The sequence below is a fragment of the Myxococcus xanthus genome (genome assembly GCF_006402735.1).
Taxonomy (GTDB): domain Bacteria; phylum Myxococcota; class Myxococcia; order Myxococcales; family Myxococcaceae; genus Myxococcus; species Myxococcus xanthus_A.
Window position 1 is genome coordinate 1,182,551 of record NZ_CP017174.1, and the last position, 16,423, is coordinate 1,198,973.

11 protein-coding genes and 1 riboswitch are annotated in these 16,423 nt (G+C 69.4%); of the genes, 5 read left to right on the forward strand and 6 right to left on the reverse strand.

Annotation, left to right across the window (positions count from 1 at the left end; all coding sequences use genetic code 11):
* Positions 1-148: 148 nt before the first annotated feature.
* From BHS09_RS05115 to thrA, 3 genes are read right to left on the reverse strand one after another with little or no spacing between them, the layout of a single operon-like run.
* Positions 149-1,279, reverse strand: coding sequence for a trans-sulfuration enzyme family protein (locus tag BHS09_RS05115; RefSeq protein ID WP_140787768.1), 1,131 nt, complete (start codon positions 1,277-1,279; stop codon positions 149-151).
* On the reverse strand, positions 1,218-2,318 hold the full coding sequence (locus BHS09_RS05120) for a PLP-dependent transferase (RefSeq protein ID WP_140797331.1): 1,101 nt from the start codon (positions 2,316-2,318) through the stop codon (positions 1,218-1,220). Before BHS09_RS05120 ends, BHS09_RS05115 begins: the two co-directional genes overlap by 62 nt.
* 25 nt (positions 2,319-2,343) lie before the next feature.
* A complete protein-coding gene (gene thrA, locus BHS09_RS05125; RefSeq protein ID WP_140797332.1) occupies positions 2,344-4,839 on the reverse strand; it encodes a bifunctional aspartate kinase/homoserine dehydrogenase I in 2,496 nt (831 codons plus the stop codon).
* A 303-nt stretch (positions 4,840-5,142) separates the two neighbouring features.
* Positions 5,143-5,265: riboswitch (SAM-I-IV-variant riboswitch) on the reverse strand.
* A 181-nt stretch (positions 5,266-5,446) separates the two neighbouring features.
* On the opposite strand from thrA, the gene BHS09_RS05135 reads away from it, so the two are divergent.
* The 4 genes from BHS09_RS05135 (at position 5,447) to BHS09_RS05150 (ending at position 9,259) form a co-directional block, all read left to right on the forward strand.
* Positions 5,447-6,043, forward strand: a complete 597-nt coding sequence (locus BHS09_RS05135) for an RNA polymerase sigma factor (RefSeq protein WP_140787773.1) — start codon at positions 5,447-5,449, stop codon at positions 6,041-6,043.
* Between the two features lie 167 nt (positions 6,044-6,210).
* Complete coding sequence (locus BHS09_RS05140; RefSeq protein WP_174260494.1) at positions 6,211-7,134, forward strand: GIY-YIG nuclease family protein; 924 nt, start codon at positions 6,211-6,213, stop codon at positions 7,132-7,134.
* 144 nt (positions 7,135-7,278) lie between these two features.
* The gene (locus BHS09_RS05145) at positions 7,279-8,106 is read left to right on the forward strand and encodes an MbnP family copper-binding protein (protein WP_237078054.1); all 828 of its coding nucleotides are present in this window, start codon (positions 7,279-7,281) and stop codon (positions 8,104-8,106) included.
* A 13-nt stretch (positions 8,107-8,119) separates the two neighbouring features.
* Positions 8,120-9,259, forward strand: a complete 1,140-nt coding sequence (locus BHS09_RS05150; RefSeq protein ID WP_140797335.1) for an MbnH family di-heme enzyme — start codon at positions 8,120-8,122, stop codon at positions 9,257-9,259.
* A gap of 808 nt (positions 9,260-10,067) precedes the next feature.
* Here the strand turns inward: BHS09_RS05150 and BHS09_RS05155 are convergent.
* From BHS09_RS05155 to BHS09_RS05165, 3 genes are all read right to left on the reverse strand, one after another.
* Positions 10,068-11,150, reverse strand: a complete 1,083-nt coding sequence (locus tag BHS09_RS05155) for a cytochrome-c peroxidase (protein ID WP_237080195.1) — start codon at positions 11,148-11,150, stop codon at positions 10,068-10,070.
* Positions 11,147-12,238, reverse strand: a complete 1,092-nt coding sequence (locus BHS09_RS05160; protein ID WP_140797336.1) for an MbnP family protein — start codon at positions 12,236-12,238, stop codon at positions 11,147-11,149. Before BHS09_RS05160 ends, BHS09_RS05155 begins: the two co-directional genes overlap by 4 nt.
* Before the next feature lie 99 nt (positions 12,239-12,337).
* Complete coding sequence (locus BHS09_RS05165; RefSeq protein ID WP_140787780.1) at positions 12,338-13,735, reverse strand: chloride channel protein; 1,398 nt, start codon at positions 13,733-13,735, stop codon at positions 12,338-12,340.
* A gap of 132 nt (positions 13,736-13,867) precedes the next feature.
* Here BHS09_RS05165 and BHS09_RS05170 point away from each other — a divergent pair, with 132 nt between their 5' ends.
* The gene (locus BHS09_RS05170) at positions 13,868-16,345 is read left to right on the forward strand and encodes a heavy metal translocating P-type ATPase (RefSeq protein WP_140797337.1); all 2,478 of its coding nucleotides are present in this window, start codon (positions 13,868-13,870) and stop codon (positions 16,343-16,345) included.
* The last annotated feature ends 78 nt before the right edge of the window (positions 16,346-16,423 follow it).

The window sequence follows — 16,423 nt, forward strand, 5'->3', positions numbered from 1 at the left end:
TTCGTGAGGGAGGCTCAGCGCGCGCGAACGGACGGACCCGTGGGGGCATGACAACACATGCCTCCGCGACAGAATCCGAACATGGCGCAACCAGCGAGCATCGGTGCAGACAGGTAATGGAGCCGACGCGGCATGTCAACCTGGCGGCCTACGCCGCCACGCGGCCTGCCTGCGTGAATGCCCGCCCGAAGTCCTCTTGCAGGTCCTCCAGGTCCTCCAATCCCACCGAGAAGCGGATGAGTCCGTCGGTGATGCCCCGGCGCTCCCGCTCGGCGGCGGGGACGGAGGCGTGGGAGTGTCGAGCCGGAACGGTGATGATGCTCTCCACCGCGCCCAGCGACACGCCCAGCAAGGGGAGCTGGAGCGATTCCACGAAGGGCGCCGCCAGCGTGTCCTGGGCCAGCCGGAACGACACCACCGCGCCCGTGCCTGGATAGAAGACCTGCCGCACCTCTGGCCGCCCGGTGAGCCACTTCACCAGGGCTCCCGCCGTGCGCACCTGCCGCTCCAGGCGGACCTGCAGCGTCTTGATGCCCCGCTGGAGGAGGAAGCAGTCCTGGGGGCCCAGCACCGCGCCTACCGCGTTCTGGAGAAAGCCGAGCTCCTGCGCGAGCGCGGGCGTCTTCACCACCACCGCCCCGGCGACGACGTCACTGTGGCCGCCGAGGTACTTGGTGGCGGAGTGGATGACGATGTCCGCGCCCTCGGTCAGCGGACGCGAGAGGGCCGGGGACAGGAACGTGTTGTCCACGATGAGCAGCGCCCCATGTGCCTGGGCCACCCGCGCCATCGCGGGGATGTCGGTGCGCTTGAGGAAGGGGTTGCTCACGCTCTCCACCAGCAGCGCCCGCGTGTTGGGGCGGAGGGCGGCGCGCACGGCGTCCGGGTCGCTGGTGTCCACGAAGGTGGCTTGCAGGCCGAAGCGGCTGAAGACGCGTGTGAGCACCCGGTAGGTGCCGCCGTAACAGTCGTCCGTCACCACGACGTGGTCCCCCGCGCTGAAGAGCATCAGCACGCTGGACACGGCGGCCATGCCGGAGCCGAAGGCAAAGGCCGCGTGGCCTTCGTCCAGCGCCGCGAGCACGCCCTCCAGGGCCTTGCGCGTGGGGTTGCCGGAGCGCGCGTAGTCGAACTCGCCGGGCGTCTCCAGGCCCGGCTGGTCGAACATGGACACCTGGTAGATGGGGACCGCGGCGGCGCCCGTGGTGGGGTCCTGCTCATGCCCCGTGTGCAGCAAACGGGTCGCGAAGCGCGTGGGCCAGGTCGGCGATGATGTCATGGGAGTCCTCGATTCCTACGGAGAGCCGGAGCAGCCGGTCGGAGATGCCCAGCGCCTCCCGGCGCTCGGCGGGGATGTCAGCGTGGGTCTGCGTGGTGGGGTAGGTGATGAGCGTCTCCACGCCGCCGAGCGACTCGGCGAAGAGACACAGCTGCACGGACGCGAGCACCTGGGGCACCAGGGCCGCGTGGGCGACGGTGAAGGACAGCATCCCGCCCACGCCGGGATAGAAGACGCGCTCCACGCCCGGGTGGGCGCGCAGCCACGCGGCCACTTCCCGCGCGTTGGCCTGGTGCCGCTCCATGCGCAGGGCCAGCGTCTTCAGGCCGCGAATCACCAGGTACGCGTCCTGCGGACCGAGAATCGCGCCGATGCCGTTCTGCAGGTACGCGAGCCGCTCGCCCAGCGCCGCGTCCTTGACCACCAGCGCGCCCGCGACGACGTCGTTGTGCCCGGCCAGGTACTTCGTCGCGCTGTGCACGACGATGTCCGCGCCCAGCTCCAGCGGGCGCTGCAACCACGGCGTGAGGAAGGTGTTGTCGACGATGAGCAGCACCCCGGCCTTGCGGGCAATGGCCGCCAGTTCGGAGATGTCGGCGGTGCGCATCATCGGGTTGGTGGGCGTCTCCACGACGATGGCGCGGGTGTTGGGGCGCAGCGCGTCCCGCACGGCGCCAGGTCGGGAGGTGTCCACGAAGGTGCAGGGGACGTGGAGGATGCGGTCCACCAGCCGGTAGGTGCCGCCGTAGAGGTCCTCGGTGAGGAGGACGTGATCCTCTGGGCCGAAGAGCTGGAGGGCGCAGTGCAGCGCCGCCATGCCGGAGCTGAAGGCCAGGCCTCGGCTGCCGCCCTCCAGTTGCGCCAGCGCATCCTCCAGCGCAGAGCGGGTGGGGTTGCGTGTGCGCGAGTAGTCGTAGCCGGTGGACTGCCCGAGCGCGGGATGCTGGAAGGTGGCGGATTGGTAGATGGGGACGGCGACCGCGCCGGTGGTGGGGTCGCGGCGCACGCCGGCGTGGACGAGAGCGGTGGCGAGTTTCATGAGGTGGGCCCTTTCGGTGGCGCGCTCAGCGGCCGCGCAGCGTCTGGGAGATGCGGAGGATGTCCGCCAGCACGCCGGACGCGGTGACGGCGCCGCCCGCGCCCGCGCCCCGGACGGTGAGCGGGAAGTCGCTGTGGCGGGTGGTGGTGAAGGAGACGAAGGACTCGGAGCCGCGGAGGTCCGCCGCGGGGTGGCCCGCTTCGACGCCTACGGGGCCCACGCGGATGACGGGGCTGCCCGTGCCCGCCTTCGATGGGTCGATGCGTGCCAGGTAGCGCAGCACGGTGCCGGCGTGGCGGCAGCGGGCCACACGCTCCGCGTAGGCCGCGTCCTGCGTGGCGAGCACCTGGAAGAACGAGTCCACGCTGGCGCACTCATCCGTGGCGACGAAGGGCTCCAGCGCCACGTCCGACAGGGAGAGCGGCAGGCCCAGCTCCCGAGCGAGGATGAGCGCCTTGCGCGCGACGTCCGTGCCGCTCAGGTCCTCGCGAGGGTCCGGCTCCGTGAAGCCGCGCTCCCGGGCGGTGCGGACAGCCCGGGACAGGGGCACGCCGGCCGTCAGCTCGTTGCAGATGAAGCCCAGGCTGCCGGACAGGGACGCGGTGATGAGGCGAACGGTGTCACCGGTGCGCACCAGGTTCGCCAGCGTGTCGATGACGGGCAGGCTGGACGCCACCGTTGTCTCGTAGTGGTACGCGACGTGGTTGCGGCGCGCCGTGTCCACCAGCGCTTCGCGGGCCTCCCACGGCAGCGCCAGCGGCTTCTTGTTGGCCGCCACCACGTGGATGCCGCGCTGGAAGGCCTCCGTGTAGAGCGCCTCCAGCCCGCCCGCGGCGGTGCAGTCGACCAGGATGGGGACGGGCAGCCGCCGGAGTGCGTCCAACAAGGGGACCAGGGTGCGCGCCTGGGGCGCCTCGGGCGTCACGCCTTCGAGCCTCGCCTCCACGCCGTCGAGCGCGAGCCCCGCGGCGTCGAAGAGCGCGCGCTTGCTGTCCGCCAGCCCCACGACGCGCAGCGCGATGCCGTGCCTGTCCCGGAGCAGCGCCTGCTGGGCGCGCAGCTGGGCCAGCAGTTGTCCGCCCACCGTGCCTCGGCCGAGGACGAAGAGGCTCACCTGCTGATGGGCCAGGTTGAAGGCCGCGTGCGTGGTGCGCGCGGCGATGGAGGTGTCCGCCGCGTCGACGACGCACGAAAGGGAGCGGGAGCTGGCACCCTGGGCGCTGGCGCGCACGTTGACGCCCACCGCGCCCAGCGCGCTGAAGAAGCGCCCGGCCACGTTGACGCCGTGGCCCATGGCCTCCGCCACCAGCGTCAGCAGCGTCACCGGCTGGCGGACCTCCAGCGGTTCCACTTCGCGGCGTGACAGCTCCAGCGCGAGCTCGGCGGCGAGCACGGACCGCGCGTGCTCCGCGTCGGGGCGAGGCACGACGACGGCCAGTGACTGGCCATTGGCGGACTGCGCGGTCATCCACACCGTGACGCGCGCTTCTCGCAGCGCGGCCAGCACGCGCTCCCCCAGTTGGAACTGGTCGGACAGCTTGCGCACCTCGATGCCGAGCAGCGCCAGGTCCTCGCGCGTCGCGATACAGGCGGGCCGCTGGCCGTCGCGCGAACCGATGGCGTCGATGAGCGTGCCCGGGTGCTCCGGCTCCATGGTGTTGCGGATGCGCAGGGAGATTCCGGACTCGATGAGCGGAATCATCGTGCGCGGGTGCAGCATGCGGGCGCCCACCGCCGCCAGTTCCAGGCCCTCGCCGTGGGTGAGGTGCGCCACGGGGTAGGCGTCCGTGACCAGCTCCGGGTCGGCGGTGTGCAGGCCGAGCACGTCCGTCCACACCGTGACTTCCGACGCGCCCAGGCCCTGCGCCACCAGCGCGGCGGTGTAGTCGGAGCCGTTGCGGCCCAGCGTGGTGGTGCGTCCATCCGGCGTGGCGGCGATGAAGCCGGGGAGCACGGGCACCTCCAGGTCCCACGTCTCCCGGGCGGCTTGGAGTCGCTCCCGCGTCCGAACCAGGTCCACCCGCGCCGCGCCGAAGCGGTCATCCGTCACCAGGAGCTGCCGCGCGTCACGGAAGGTGGCGGACGTGCCATGGGCCGTGAGCAGCTCCGCCAGCAGCGTGGCGGACACCAGCTCACCGAATGACAGCACCCGGTCTCTCGTGGGGGCGGAGCACTCTCGCGTGAGTGAGATGCCTTGGAGCAGCTGACTCAGCGGCGCGAAGAGCCCGTCGACACGCTCGGCCAGCGCGGTGGCTTGTCCGGGCGCCAGCGCCGCGGCGTTGGCCTTCGCGAGGTCGGCGATGCGCGTGGCCACCGCGAGCGCGCCTTCCAGGTCACCCTCGGTGGCGAGGCGGGCCGCGTCCAGCAGCCAGTCCGTGGTGTCGCCCATCGCGGAGACGACCACTGCCAGCGGGCCTTGCCGCGCGTGCGTGCCAATCAGTTCCACCACCTGGCGGAGCCGCGTGGGCGAGCCCACGGACGTGCCACCGAACTTCATCACCTGCAGGGACGTGCTGCTCATCGAAGAACCTCAAGGGGGCCGGCGGGCCCTGCTGCGAAAGGGAAGGGCAGACGCGGCGCCCTGTGCCGGACACACGCCGGCCAGACGCGGCGCGCGAGCGCCCACGGAGGGAAGAAAAAAGATGGGGAGGGAGTCGGGGCCCTGGCGGACTAGTGCGTGCCGCCGGGCCAGCGCATTCGATGCATGACGCGCGCGCGGCGAAGCACGGGCAACACGGGCGCGGCGGTCAACGGTGCGGGTGCGGAGCAGGTGGATGGAACCACGGAGGTCCTCTCTCACCGAAGCGGGAGGGAGCCCTCCGGCCTCGGACGCTTGGATTGCTCGGGGAGCCCCTGCTCCTCGAACCGCATCGTTTGGACACCTTGGAGGTCCGACTCCAGGTTGTCGGGCCACCGCGCGAGGCGGCGGCCGCTCTTGATGCTGCGGACGAAATAAGCGTGGACCCCGGTGTCTGTCAATGCCTCGTGTGGTTTCACTTCCGTCACGGCATCTTCCATTCACGTCAGGATTTGGCGGGAATGCCCGGTGCCCGGGGCGGATGCCGGCGTCAAGGCGTTGAAAACATGGGGCCGGAATGTGCAGATGACGGGTGGGAAAGGAGTGCGGCGTGACGGAGACCGGACAGCTGAGTGACGAGGTGGTGCGTGCGCTGGTGGACAACCACCGCCAGTTCCTCGCCTTCCTGGAGCGGCGCGTGGGCAGCCGCGCCATCGCGGAGGAAATCCTCCAGGCCGCGTTCGTGAGGACGCTCGAGAAGGGCGGCGCGCTGAAGGAGGGCGAGGGCGCGGTGGCGTGGTTCTACCGGCTGCTGCGCAACGCGCTGGTGGACCACTACCGGCGCCAGGCGGCGGAGGGGCGCGCGCTGGAGCGCGAGGCACAGGAGGCGGAGGGGGCCACGGTGGACACGGAGCTGAAGCAAGCCGTCTGCGCGTGCGTGGGTGAGCTGGTGCCCACGCTCAAGCCTGAGTACGCCGACATCCTGCGGCAGGTAGACTTGGAGGAGCGCGGTGTCCCGGACGTGGCGCGCGAGGCGGGCATCACCGCGAACAACGCGGGCGTGCGGCTCCACCGGGCCCGCCAGGCGCTGAAGAAGCAACTGGAGCGAAGCTGCGGCAGCTGCGCCGCGCACGGATGCCTGGACTGCTCTTGCAAGCCGTCCCACCGGGCAGGCGGGGCCTTGGTGTCTGGCTCGACGGACGTCTGAAAGCGCTTGCACCGGGACGGTCCGCCTCGTTAACTCCCACCCAGGTGCCGAGGGGCGCCTGCCCGAAAAGACGACGTCACCCTCGCTTCTCTCCGCCGTTCGACAGTTCCAGATGAGTTCCTTCCACGGCCCACGAACGGGTGAGGGCCGACGCCAAGGGACTTTTCATGCGAACCGTCGTCTCCCTCCACGAATGCAAGGTCCGCGCGTCGCTCCTGCTCAAGGAGCTGGCCTCGACGGATGCGTCGCGCGCGGCCCGGGCAGCGGAGCGGCTGCGCGTCCTGCCAGGCTTCGCGGGACTGCCCTTGGGCGAGGTGCTCGCGCGGAAGGATTCGGTACAACGCAAGCATGCGCTGGCCGTCATCGCGCGTGAGCAGGGGCACGTCACCTGGGTCGACCTGAAGCAGGTGCGTGAGCTCGACTTCGAGCACCTGCTCGCCCACGTGGGCGGCGCCCACCTCAACCGCTGGTTCTCTTCCTATGCGGAGGCCGCTGACTCCCTGCGGGTACAGGGCGGCTTCCTCTTTCCGTTCCGCGAGCAGTTCTTCGTCTGCGAGGCCAGCCTCGTCGAGGCGCTCGGTGTCGACCCCGCGGACGCGGACTGGTCGTGCACGGGCCGCGACTGGATGGCGCCAAGGGACGGGGCCGCGCAGGCCCGGCTCGCCCAGCGGTTCGTCCGTCATTCGCCTTCCCACGCTTCAACTTCTCCAGACACGAGGTCTCCCATGTCCGCTGACTCCCGCCGCTCCGAACTGAAGCGTTCCTACCGGGAAGCACCGCCGCCCATGGGCGTGTACGCCGTGCGCTGCCTCGCCAATGGCAAGGTGCTGGTGGGCGCGAGCGCCAACGTCCAGGGCATGCTCAATCGCATCCGCTTCGAGCTGTCCACGGGCATGGACCGCCTGCCCACGCTGCTGGAGGACTGGAGGCGCTACGGGGCGGAGCAGTTCACCTTCGAGGTGCTCGACGTGCTGAAGCCTTCCGACGAGCCCGTGGTGGCGCCGGAGGAGGAGCTGAAGGTGCTGGAGGCGCTCTGGTTGGACCGGCTCAGGCCTTACGGCGACGCGGGCTACAACGTGCAAGGCGGCTGAGGTTGGTCGCCTGCTGCCCTCCATGGGGCAAGTACTGCGGCCTGTGGCAACTTGCCACGTTCTCCACCCGTCGGGATTGCGTTACGCGGAGACTCCATTCCAAGGGAGTCCGCCATGGTGTTCGCTCATCGTCGTGCCGTCCGTATGCTTCCCTTCGCGCTGCTGGGCGTCCTGGGCTGTGGCGATGACATGGAAGTCGCCATCCCCTTCGAGGCCCGGGTGGGCAGCGAGCCCTTCGCATGTGGCCGCACCTACACCGGGGTGGGGACGACGGGGACGACGTACGAGCCCATGGACCTGCGCGTGTACCTGCACGACGTCCGGCTCGTCACGGCTGAGGGCACCGAGGTGCCGCTGAAGCTCGAGCAGGACGCGCGGTGGCAGGTTGAAGGCACGGCGCTGCTCGACTTCGCGGACAAGACGGGCCTGTGCACCAACGGCACCCAGGCGACGAACCTGCGAATCACCGGCACGGCGCCCGAGGGCAACTACACCGGCCTGCGCTTCAAGCTGGGCGTGCCGGAGACGCAGAACCACCTCGATGTGTCCACGGCGCCCTCGCCGCTGAACGACACGAGCCTCTACTGGGGCTGGCGCTCGGGCTATCTCTTCACGCGCATCGAGGGCCGGACGACGGGACTTCCCGGAGGGCACGTCATGCACCTGGGGAGCACGGACTGTGCACCGCCGCCGGAGGGCCAGACGAACGGCACCGCGGGATGTACGTTCGGCAACCGTCCGGAGGTGGCCCTGGACTCGTTCGACCTGGCGTCTGGCAAGGTGGTGCTGGATTTGGGGGCGCTCTTCTCGGGCTCGAACCTGGATGAGAACGCGGCGGTGCCCAACACCTCCGTGGGGTGCATGTCGCAGCAGACGGACCCGGACTGCGCGCCTGTGTTCAGCCGGATGGGGCTGACGCACCGGAGCCAGGAGGGGGCACCGGGGCCTCAGGCGTTCATCAAGGCGGAGTAGGAGGGGGGACGTCATGGCGTGGCGCGTGGGAAGACGAGCAGGGGTGCTGGCGGTGCTGGCCTGGCTGGGCGCGGGCTGTGGCGCCACGGACGGCGAGGCGGAGACCTACGTGTGGAAGCTGCCCGCGGGGTTTCCCACGCCGCGAGTGCCCGCGGACAATCCGATGACGGAGGAGAAGGTGCAGCTGGGACGGAGGCTCTTCTTCGATGTGCGCCTGTCACGGAACGAGACGCAGTCCTGCGCGTCCTGCCATGACCCGGCGCGAGCCTTCACCGAGCCCTTGGTGACGTCGCAGGGCAGCACGGGCGAGACGCACCGCCGCAACGCCCAGGGGCTGGCCAACGTCGCCTATGCCACGAGTCTCACCTGGGCGAATCCCTCGCTCACGACGCTGGAGGCGCAAGCGTTGGTGCCCTTGTTCGGCAAGGAGCCGGTGGAGTTGGGCTTCGGTGACAGGGAAGAGGAGTTGCTCGGCCGGCTGCGCGCGGTCCCGGAACTGGCGGCGGAGTTCCAGCGCGCGTTTCCGGAGGCCGTGGAGCCCGTGTCCGTGGCCACGCTGACGCGGGCGCTGGCGTCGTTCCAGCGCAGCCTCATCTCCGGTAACTCCGCATATGACCGCTATGTGTATGGCAATGAAGTGGAGGCCATGACGCGGCAGCAGAAGCGGGGCATGGAGTTGTTCTTCTCGGAGCGGCTGGAGTGTGACCACTGCCACACCGGCTTCAACTTCCAGGACGCCACGGTGCACGAGGCGACGTCCGAGCCCATCCTGCCCTTCCACAACACGGGCCTCTACAACGAGGACGGCCAGGGCGCGTACCCTGCCGAGGACCCGGGCCTCATCGAGCTGACGGGCCGTCCCGAGGACATGGGCCGCTTCCGCGCGCCGTCGCTGCGCAACGTGGCCGTCACCGGGCCATACATGCATGACGGCAGTCTGGCCACGCTGTCGGACGTGCTGGACCACTACGCCGCGGGAGGACACGCGCGGCTGGTGAGCGGCGGCGAGACCAGTCCGCTGCAGAGTGGCTTCGTGAGAGGCTTCACGCTGACCGAGCAGGAGCGGGAAGACGTGCTGGCGTTCCTCGAATCGCTCACCGACACGGAGTTCCTGACGGACCCGCGCTTCGCGGACCCGTCGACCACTCCTTGATGCGATGCGCGGAAGAGTGGTCTGCTTGTTTTTAGTTACTCTGGATGGTGGCCTCAGTCTTGAGAGTCGCCAGTCGAGTAAACAGACGTGGCGGCCTGTCAATCGCGCTGTTGAGGCAAGGAAATCCGGATTCAGGATAGCTTGGTCGCCAGACAGCGAATTGGCATTGCCCAACAGAGCGTAGGGGGCGCTGAAGTGATCGACGCCCAGCCTTGTTGAAAAGATACAAGGAGAGATAGGGGTAGAACTCACCTCTCCTTGGCTCTATTGCCCGGCGTGCAAGTCTCTTCATGGTTGCTGGCGAAGACTGGCTGCCAGCGAGTCATGCAGGCCTTAGAGAGTGACGCGAATGCACTCTACGTAGTTGCAGTACTCTAGACACTCGACCCTGGCCAGGGTGACCTCGCTGCTGCCGCAGTAATAGTGACGATCCGCTGGCACATTGCCAGTGGTAGGGCAGTAATAGTAGCCATCTGGGCAAGCCTGCGCGGCGACGTCGCCTTCAGTGATAGGTGCCTCCGACGAATCAGTCTGGTCGGTACCACAGGCCGTCAACCCAGATATGAACGAAAATGCCATCATTAGCGAAATTGCAGTGCGCTTCATGGTGATGGGTGTCCTTTTAGACCGAGCGTCCGATCCAGGGCCCGCTGGAGTGCAGGTGTTTGTTGTCTAGTTTGTTTGGATGAAAGAGCGCTAGTCAAATCGTTTTGTTTGAAAATTATTGAGGGTCTTTGTATGTGGATGGTAATTTTTGAGGAGCGCGGATGTGAGGCATCTGTAGGTTGTGACTTGTGGTGAAGTTTGTTCACGGGTTGTTGTGGGTCGCCAGCTCGCGCTCCGAGAGGAAGCCCTCATCCGTCAATGCATCGAGAAAGGAGATGATGGCGGCCTTTGCCGTGTCATCCAGCGACAGTCCTGGGGCCTGACCTTGGCGCTGAAACGCGGCGTCCAGCGTGGTGGATGGCACCATTCCGCCGCGGTAGTGCTCCAGGACGTCTTCCAGGGTCGCGAGCCGTCCGTCATGCATGTACGGCGCGGTGACAGCGACGTTGCGCAGGGTGGGCGTCTTGAATCGCCCCGCGTCCTCGGCGCGCTGCGTGACGCGCCCCCTGCCTCGCGACTCCGCCTCGCCTTCGCCAAAGGCCGCGTCCGAGTCCAATCCATTGTTGTGGTAGGCGTTGTCGGTGAAGAGCTCCGTGGCGTGGCACGTGGCGCAGTGCCGCTGGACCAGCGCCAGCCCGTGCTGCTCTTGAGGGCTCAGGCTTACGCCCGGCTCGCCCCGTCGCCACCTGTCATAGCGGGAGTCCGCGGAGACGAGCGTCCGTTGGAACTGGGCCAGGGCGCGCAGCAGGTTGCTCAGGGTGAGGCCGTCAGGGCCGAAGGCGTTCTCGAAGCGCTGGGCGAACTCCGGCTCCGAGGACAGCCGCGCCATCATGGACGATAGTTGGCTGTTACCCATCTCGTCCGGGTGCGTGAGCGGCGCCAGGGACAGGGACTCGAGGTTCTTCGAGCCGCCGTCCCAGAAGAGTCCTTCCATCCAGGCCAGGTTGATGAGGGCGGGGACGTGTCGCACCAGTGGGCGTCCGCTGACGCCACGCCGGGTGAGGGCCGCGTCGTCCGCGAAGGCTCGTGCCTGTTCATGGCAGGTGGCGCAGGACACCTGGCCATTGGAGGACAGCCGAGGTGAGTGGAACAGCCAGCGTCCCAGGGCGATGCCCTCGGGCGTGAGCGGATTGTCCGGAGGGGAGGGAATGACGGCCATCCCCACGGGGAGGTGCCGCGGGAAGGGCCCCTCTTCGACTGGCGGAGGGCCCCCCTCTCCACACGCGCCCAGCAGGAGCCAGGCCAAGGACGCCGCGGCCATGCTCCGAGGCGCGGTGGGGCTCATCGGTCGGCGTTCTCCACTGACACCAGGGAGAACATGTTGGCGAAACCGTCCGACAGCGTGGCGCTCTCGGTGCTCTGCGTGGCGCCGATGCTGGGTGTGGTGCTCGGGTTGAGCGACGCGAACAGGGCCTCCACGTTGGCCTGGAGGTTCACCGCCAGGTGCTTCTGGGAGTTGACGGTGACAGTGGTGGGGAACGGCAACTCCACCGTGCGGTAGTTGGCGTTGGTACCGGTGTCCCAGGTGAAGTCGCCCTGCGTGCCCTGGGCCGTCACGTAGGTGCCGTGCGTCTTGGTGAAGATGTAGCTGGTGAACCACATCCAGCTTACGGATGCCATGTTCTGGAGGACGTGCAGTTCGCCCGCCTGGCGGCTCAGGTCGTCGTTGTAGGTGGGGTCCACGCCGATGCTGAACCGGATGCCCGAGTAGGTGCCCGCGGGGACCGCTCGGGCCTGGACGCGCTCGCGGCGGTTGGCGGGAAGTGTCACGGGGGTTGAGGTGCCGTCCAACTCCTGCGCGTTGATGACCTCCATGAGGTGGTAGCTGTCGGTGAGCGCCCTCGTGGTGCCGTCCTGCTTGAGCAGCGTCACGTTGGAGAGCCAGTAACGGACCTGGGAGAAGGTGACGGTGTCTCCGCCCGCGGTGGCGTACGTCTGGCCCAGGGCGAATGGCGCGGTGCCGAAGACGAAGGCCGCGTTCAGCTCCAGGCTGCCGTCCATGGCGGCCAACTGGGTTCGCAGCGCCGCGAGTTCCGCGCGCACCTGGGTGAGCTGTTGATAGACGCCCTCCCAGTCCTGCGATGCCAGCAGTTCCCGTGCCTCTTCGAGTTGCTGGGTGATGTCGGCCAGCTCCGCCTGAGCTGCTTCCGCGTCCAACTGCTGCCGCGCGACCTGGGCTTCGAGCCGGGTGACCTCTTCCTCGAGCTCCGAGACCTGTTGCTCGAGCTGGCGGCGTTGATCCTCCGAGGCCTGGAGTTGCTCGTCGGTCGCGCCGTCATCACCACAGGCGGGCAGTGCCAGGAGTGCCATGGCGGCCAGGGCCAGCATCCGGCCCAAATCGGGGAGTGAAGAGAGGGAAGCGTGCTTTTTCATGGCACGGCACTGTGCCGAGTGCACTGCCGGGCGGAGCTGTGGCGTTTTGTCGCGCGGCAATATGTCACCAGGGACCGTGCGTCCCTGCCGTGTCCCCGCTCAATCGCTCGCGACGGGCTCCGTCGCCACGGCCTGCACGCGGCGCTGCTCGTTGTAGACAGACAACCGCAGCGTCAGCACGTAGGTGACGCAGCATGCGAGGACGGCGGGCGGGCCATACGCGGAGCCGAACACCTCCAGCACCAGGGCAATGGCCGCCAGGGGCACGCCGACCACCGCCACCAGCGCGGAGGCGATGCCCACCACCACGAACACCGTCACGTCCGCCGGCCCCGTACCCGTCACCGACGCGAGCATCTGCGCCGTGGCCGCGCCCGACACGCCGCCCAGCACCATGCTGGGGATGAGCATGCCCGCCGAGCCACCGGACTGCACCGTGAAGCCCGTGGTGAGCAGCTTCCCACCCACGATGAGCAGCAGGTACCACCACAGCGACAGCGGCCCCGGCGTATCCGCCAGCAGTTGGGCGATGGTGTACTCGCCCATGCCCAGCACGTGCCGGAAGTCCATGCCCGCGCCGTAGTAGAGCCCTCCGGCCACCAGGACGGTGCACAGCGCCCCCATGGCGCCGCGCAATACCGGGCTGACGCGCTCCACCACCTGGCGCGTGTGTTTCATGGTCAGGCCGAACAGCAGCGCGATGGGTGCGGACACCGCCACGGCCACCAGCGCGGTGAGTCCGTACTCCCCCAGCGTGTACGTGTGCGGGTGCGGCGGCGCCACGAAGATGGGCTTGAAGCCGAGGAGGCGGTTGTTGAGCGCGTACGCGATGATTCCCGCCAGCAGGCAGTACGCCAGCTTCCGGTAGACAATGCGGTTGCCGTAGACGACCTCGAGCGCGAAGAGCGCGGCGGCGAACGGCGCGTTGAGCAGCGTTCCCACCGCCGCGGCGATGCCCGCCAGCTGGCAGGTGCGCAGCGTGTGCTCGGAGCGGGCACGGGTGAGGCGGGCCACGCCCGCGCCCAGGGACTCGCCCACCAGCACGACCGGACCCTCCAGCCCGCCCGACGCGCCGGTGCCCAGCGTGAGCAACGTGGCCACCGCCTTGCGCAGGGCGAGCCGGATGGCGGGCCGTGAGTAGCGAGGGCGCGGGTCGTCCGCCGGGTCCTCGTAGGTGATGTGGTAGTTGAAGAGCGCGACGTTCACCCCATCCGAGGCCACGTCGCTCCAGCCGGGCCGGCGGTTGAGCAGTCCTCGCAGCAGTCCGCCCAGCAGCAGCACGCCCGCGAGCACCAGCGGCGCCCACCAGAGGCTCCGCCCCGACGCGAACGCCAGCAACGTGTCACTGGTGGCATGGACGCCATACCGCAGCGCCGAGCACACCCCCCAGATGAGCACCGTGCCCAGTACCACCCGGCCCACCGTGCGCAGCACCGTGTCCCACGAGTCGTGAAGAGCACTCTGCTCCTCGTCCAGGGGCTCTCGACGGCCAGCCATGGAGCGAGAGGGTATGTGCTTGGAGGTCAAGATGAATGTCCGTGGCCGGAGGAGAGATTACCTCTAGGGAAACACCCAGAAAGAGCCGGCCGGGTGCTTCGTTGGCCTGGGCGAAAGGAGCCTCGAAGCGCCATGCCCCAACACCATTCGCACGCGCCGCATTCCCGCACGCCCCCTCCCTCTCCGGCCGGGGAGGCGCCCGCCATCGACCCCGTTTGCGGCATGAAGGTGGACCCGAACGCCCCGAAGGGCGGTCACCTGGAGCACGCCGGGCTGACCTACGCCTTCTGCAATCTCCGGTGCCGGGAGCGATTTCGCGCGGACCCGGAGCGCTACCTCTCGCCCGCGGAGACCGCGCCGGAACCGACGCCGGCGCCGGGCACCCTGTACGTCTGCCCCATGGACCCGGAGGTCCGCCAATCGCATCCCGGCGCCTGCCCCAAGTGCGGCATGGCGCTGGAGCCCGAGACGCTTCCCGTCCAGGAATCCCGCGTGGAGTACGTGTGCCCCATGCACCCGGAGGTGGTGAAGAACGGCCCGGGGAGCTGCCCCAAGTGCGGCATGGCGCTGGAGCCGCGCACGGTGCTGGCGGAGGAGCCGCCGGACCCGGAGCTGCAATCCATGCGGCTGCGCTTCCGCGTGGGCCTGGCGCTCACGGTGCCGCTGCTCGTGCTGGCCATGTCGGACATGATTCCCGGGCAGCCGGTGCAACACGCGGTGTCCGCGGGCGTGCTGGCCTGGGCGCAGCTCGTGCTGGCCACGCCCGTGGTGCTCTGGGTGGGCTGGCCCTTCTTCCAGCGCGGCTGGGCGTCGGTGCGAAACCGGCACCTCAACATGTTCACCCTCATCGCCCTGGGGACGGGCGCGGCGTATCTGTTCAGCGTCTTCACCACGCTGCTGCCGCAGGCCCTGCCACTGGGACTGCGCACGGGGCACGGCGGCTCCGCGCCCCTCTATTTCGAAGCCGCCGCCGTCATCGTCACCCTGGTCGCGCTGGGACAGGTGTTGGAGTTGCGCGCCCGGCACGCGACCTCCGGTGCACTGCGGGCGCTGCTGAGCCTCGCGCCGCCGGTGGCGCGGCGAATGGGAGAGGACGGTCACGAGGAGGATGTGCCGCTCGCGAGCGTCCAGTCTGGGGACCCGCTGCGCGTGCGCCCCGGAGAGAAGGTGCCCGTGGACGGCGTGGTGCTCCAGGGGACCAGCGCGGTGGATGAGTCCATGGTGACGGGCGAGTCGCTGCCCGTGGAGAAGGCCCCGGGCGCGCAGGTGACGGGCGGAACGGTGAATGGCACGGGCTCACTGGTGATGCGCGCCGAGCGCGTGGGCCAGGACACGTTGCTCTCCCGCATCGTCCAGCGCGTGAGTGAAGCGCAACGCACCCGCGCGCCGATTCAGCGGCTCGCCGACAAGGTGGCGGCCGTCTTCGTGCCGGTGGTCATCGCGGTGGCGGTGGTGACGGCGGGCGTGTGGGCCATCTGGGGACCCGAGCCTCGGTTGGCGCACGCGGTGGTCAACGCGGTGGCGGTGCTCATCATCGCCTGCCCCTGTGCGCTGGGGCTGGCCACGCCCATGTCCGTCATGGTGGGCACCGGGCGCGGCGCCCAGGCGGGCGTCCTCATCCGCGACGCGGCGGCGCTGGAGCGGCTGGAGGCGGTGGACACGCTGGTGGTGGACAAGACGGGCACGCTCACCGAGGGCAAGCCGCGCCTCGTGACGGTGGTGCCCGCGCCGGGCTTCGAGGAGGCGCGGCTGCTGCGGCTGGCCGCGAGCCTGGAGCGTGGCAGTGAGCACCCGTTGGCCGCGGCCATCGTCGCGGGCGCGAAGGAGCGTGGCGTGACGCTGACGCCCGTGGAGGACTTCCGCTCGCTCACGGGCAAGGGCGTCGTGGGCAAGGTGGAGGGCGCCGACGTGGCCCTGGGCAACGCGGCCCTGACGGAGGCGCTCCAGGTGGATGGAGGGGACCTGACCTCCCGGGCCGAGGCGCTGAGAGCAGAGGGTCAGACGGTGGTGCTGGTGGCGGTGGAGGGGAAGGCCGCGGGGTTGCTCGGTGTCGAGGACCCGGTGAAGTCCTCCACGCCGGAGGCCCTGGCGTTGCTGCGCGAGGAAGGGCTTCGCGTGGTGATGCTCACGGGCGACAGCCAGACGACGGCGGACGCGGTGGCGCGGCGGCTGGGTATCACCGAGGTCATCGCCGGGGTGTTGCCGGAGGCGAAGGGCGACGCCGTCCGGAAGCTCCAGCAGGAGGGGCGGGTGGTGGCCATGGCGGGAGACGGCGTCAACGATGCGCCCGCGCTGGCGCAGGCGGACGTGGGCATCGCCATGGGCACCGGGACGGACATCGCGATGGAGAGCGCGGCCGTGACACTGGTGAAGGGGGACCTTCGGGCCATCGCTCGGGCACGCCGCCTGAGCCAGGGCACGCTGCGCAACATCCGGCAGAACCTCTTCTTCGCCTTCATCTACAACGCCGTGGGTGTGCCGGTGGCGGCGGGCGTGCTGTACCCCGTCTTCGGTCTGCTCCTCAGTCCCATCTTCGCCAGTGCCGCGATGAGCCTCTCGTCGGTGTCCGTCATCGGCAATGCGCTCCGGCTGCGGAAGCTGAAGCTGTAGGCCCGGTTGTGTGGGAGGCAGCCTGTACCGGGCCTCCTCCCTCGGGCCGGGGGCGGGCGGCCCACCGAGGCCCACCGG

Bases quoted from the DNA above. Each gene is read 5' to 3' on its own strand.
- BHS09_RS05115 (WP_140787768.1), bottom strand. From the start codon at position 1,279: ATGACATCATCGCCGACCTGGCCCACGCGCTTCGCGACCCGTTTGCTG.
- BHS09_RS05120 (WP_140797331.1), bottom strand. From the start codon at position 2,318: ATGAAACTCGCCACCGCTCTCGTCCACGCCGGCGTGCGCCGCGACCCC.
- thrA (WP_140797332.1), bottom strand. From the start codon at position 4,839: ATGAGCAGCACGTCCCTGCAGGTGATGAAGTTCGGTGGCACGTCCGTG.
- BHS09_RS05140 (WP_174260494.1), top strand. From the start codon at position 6,211: ATGCGAACCGTCGTCTCCCTCCACGAATGCAAGGTCCGCGCGTCGCTC.
- BHS09_RS05145 (WP_237078054.1), top strand. From the start codon at position 7,279: ATGCTTCCCTTCGCGCTGCTGGGCGTCCTGGGCTGTGGCGATGACATG.
- BHS09_RS05150 (WP_140797335.1), top strand. From the start codon at position 8,120: ATGGCGTGGCGCGTGGGAAGACGAGCAGGGGTGCTGGCGGTGCTGGCC.
- BHS09_RS05155 (WP_237080195.1), bottom strand. From the start codon at position 11,150: ATGAGCCCCACCGCGCCTCGGAGCATGGCCGCGGCGTCCTTGGCCTGG.
- BHS09_RS05160 (WP_140797336.1), bottom strand. From the start codon at position 12,238: ATGAAAAAGCACGCTTCCCTCTCTTCACTCCCCGATTTGGGCCGGATG.
- BHS09_RS05165 (WP_140787780.1), bottom strand. From the start codon at position 13,735: ATGGCTGGCCGTCGAGAGCCCCTGGACGAGGAGCAGAGTGCTCTTCAC.
- BHS09_RS05170 (WP_140797337.1), top strand. From the start codon at position 13,868: ATGCCCCAACACCATTCGCACGCGCCGCATTCCCGCACGCCCCCTCCC.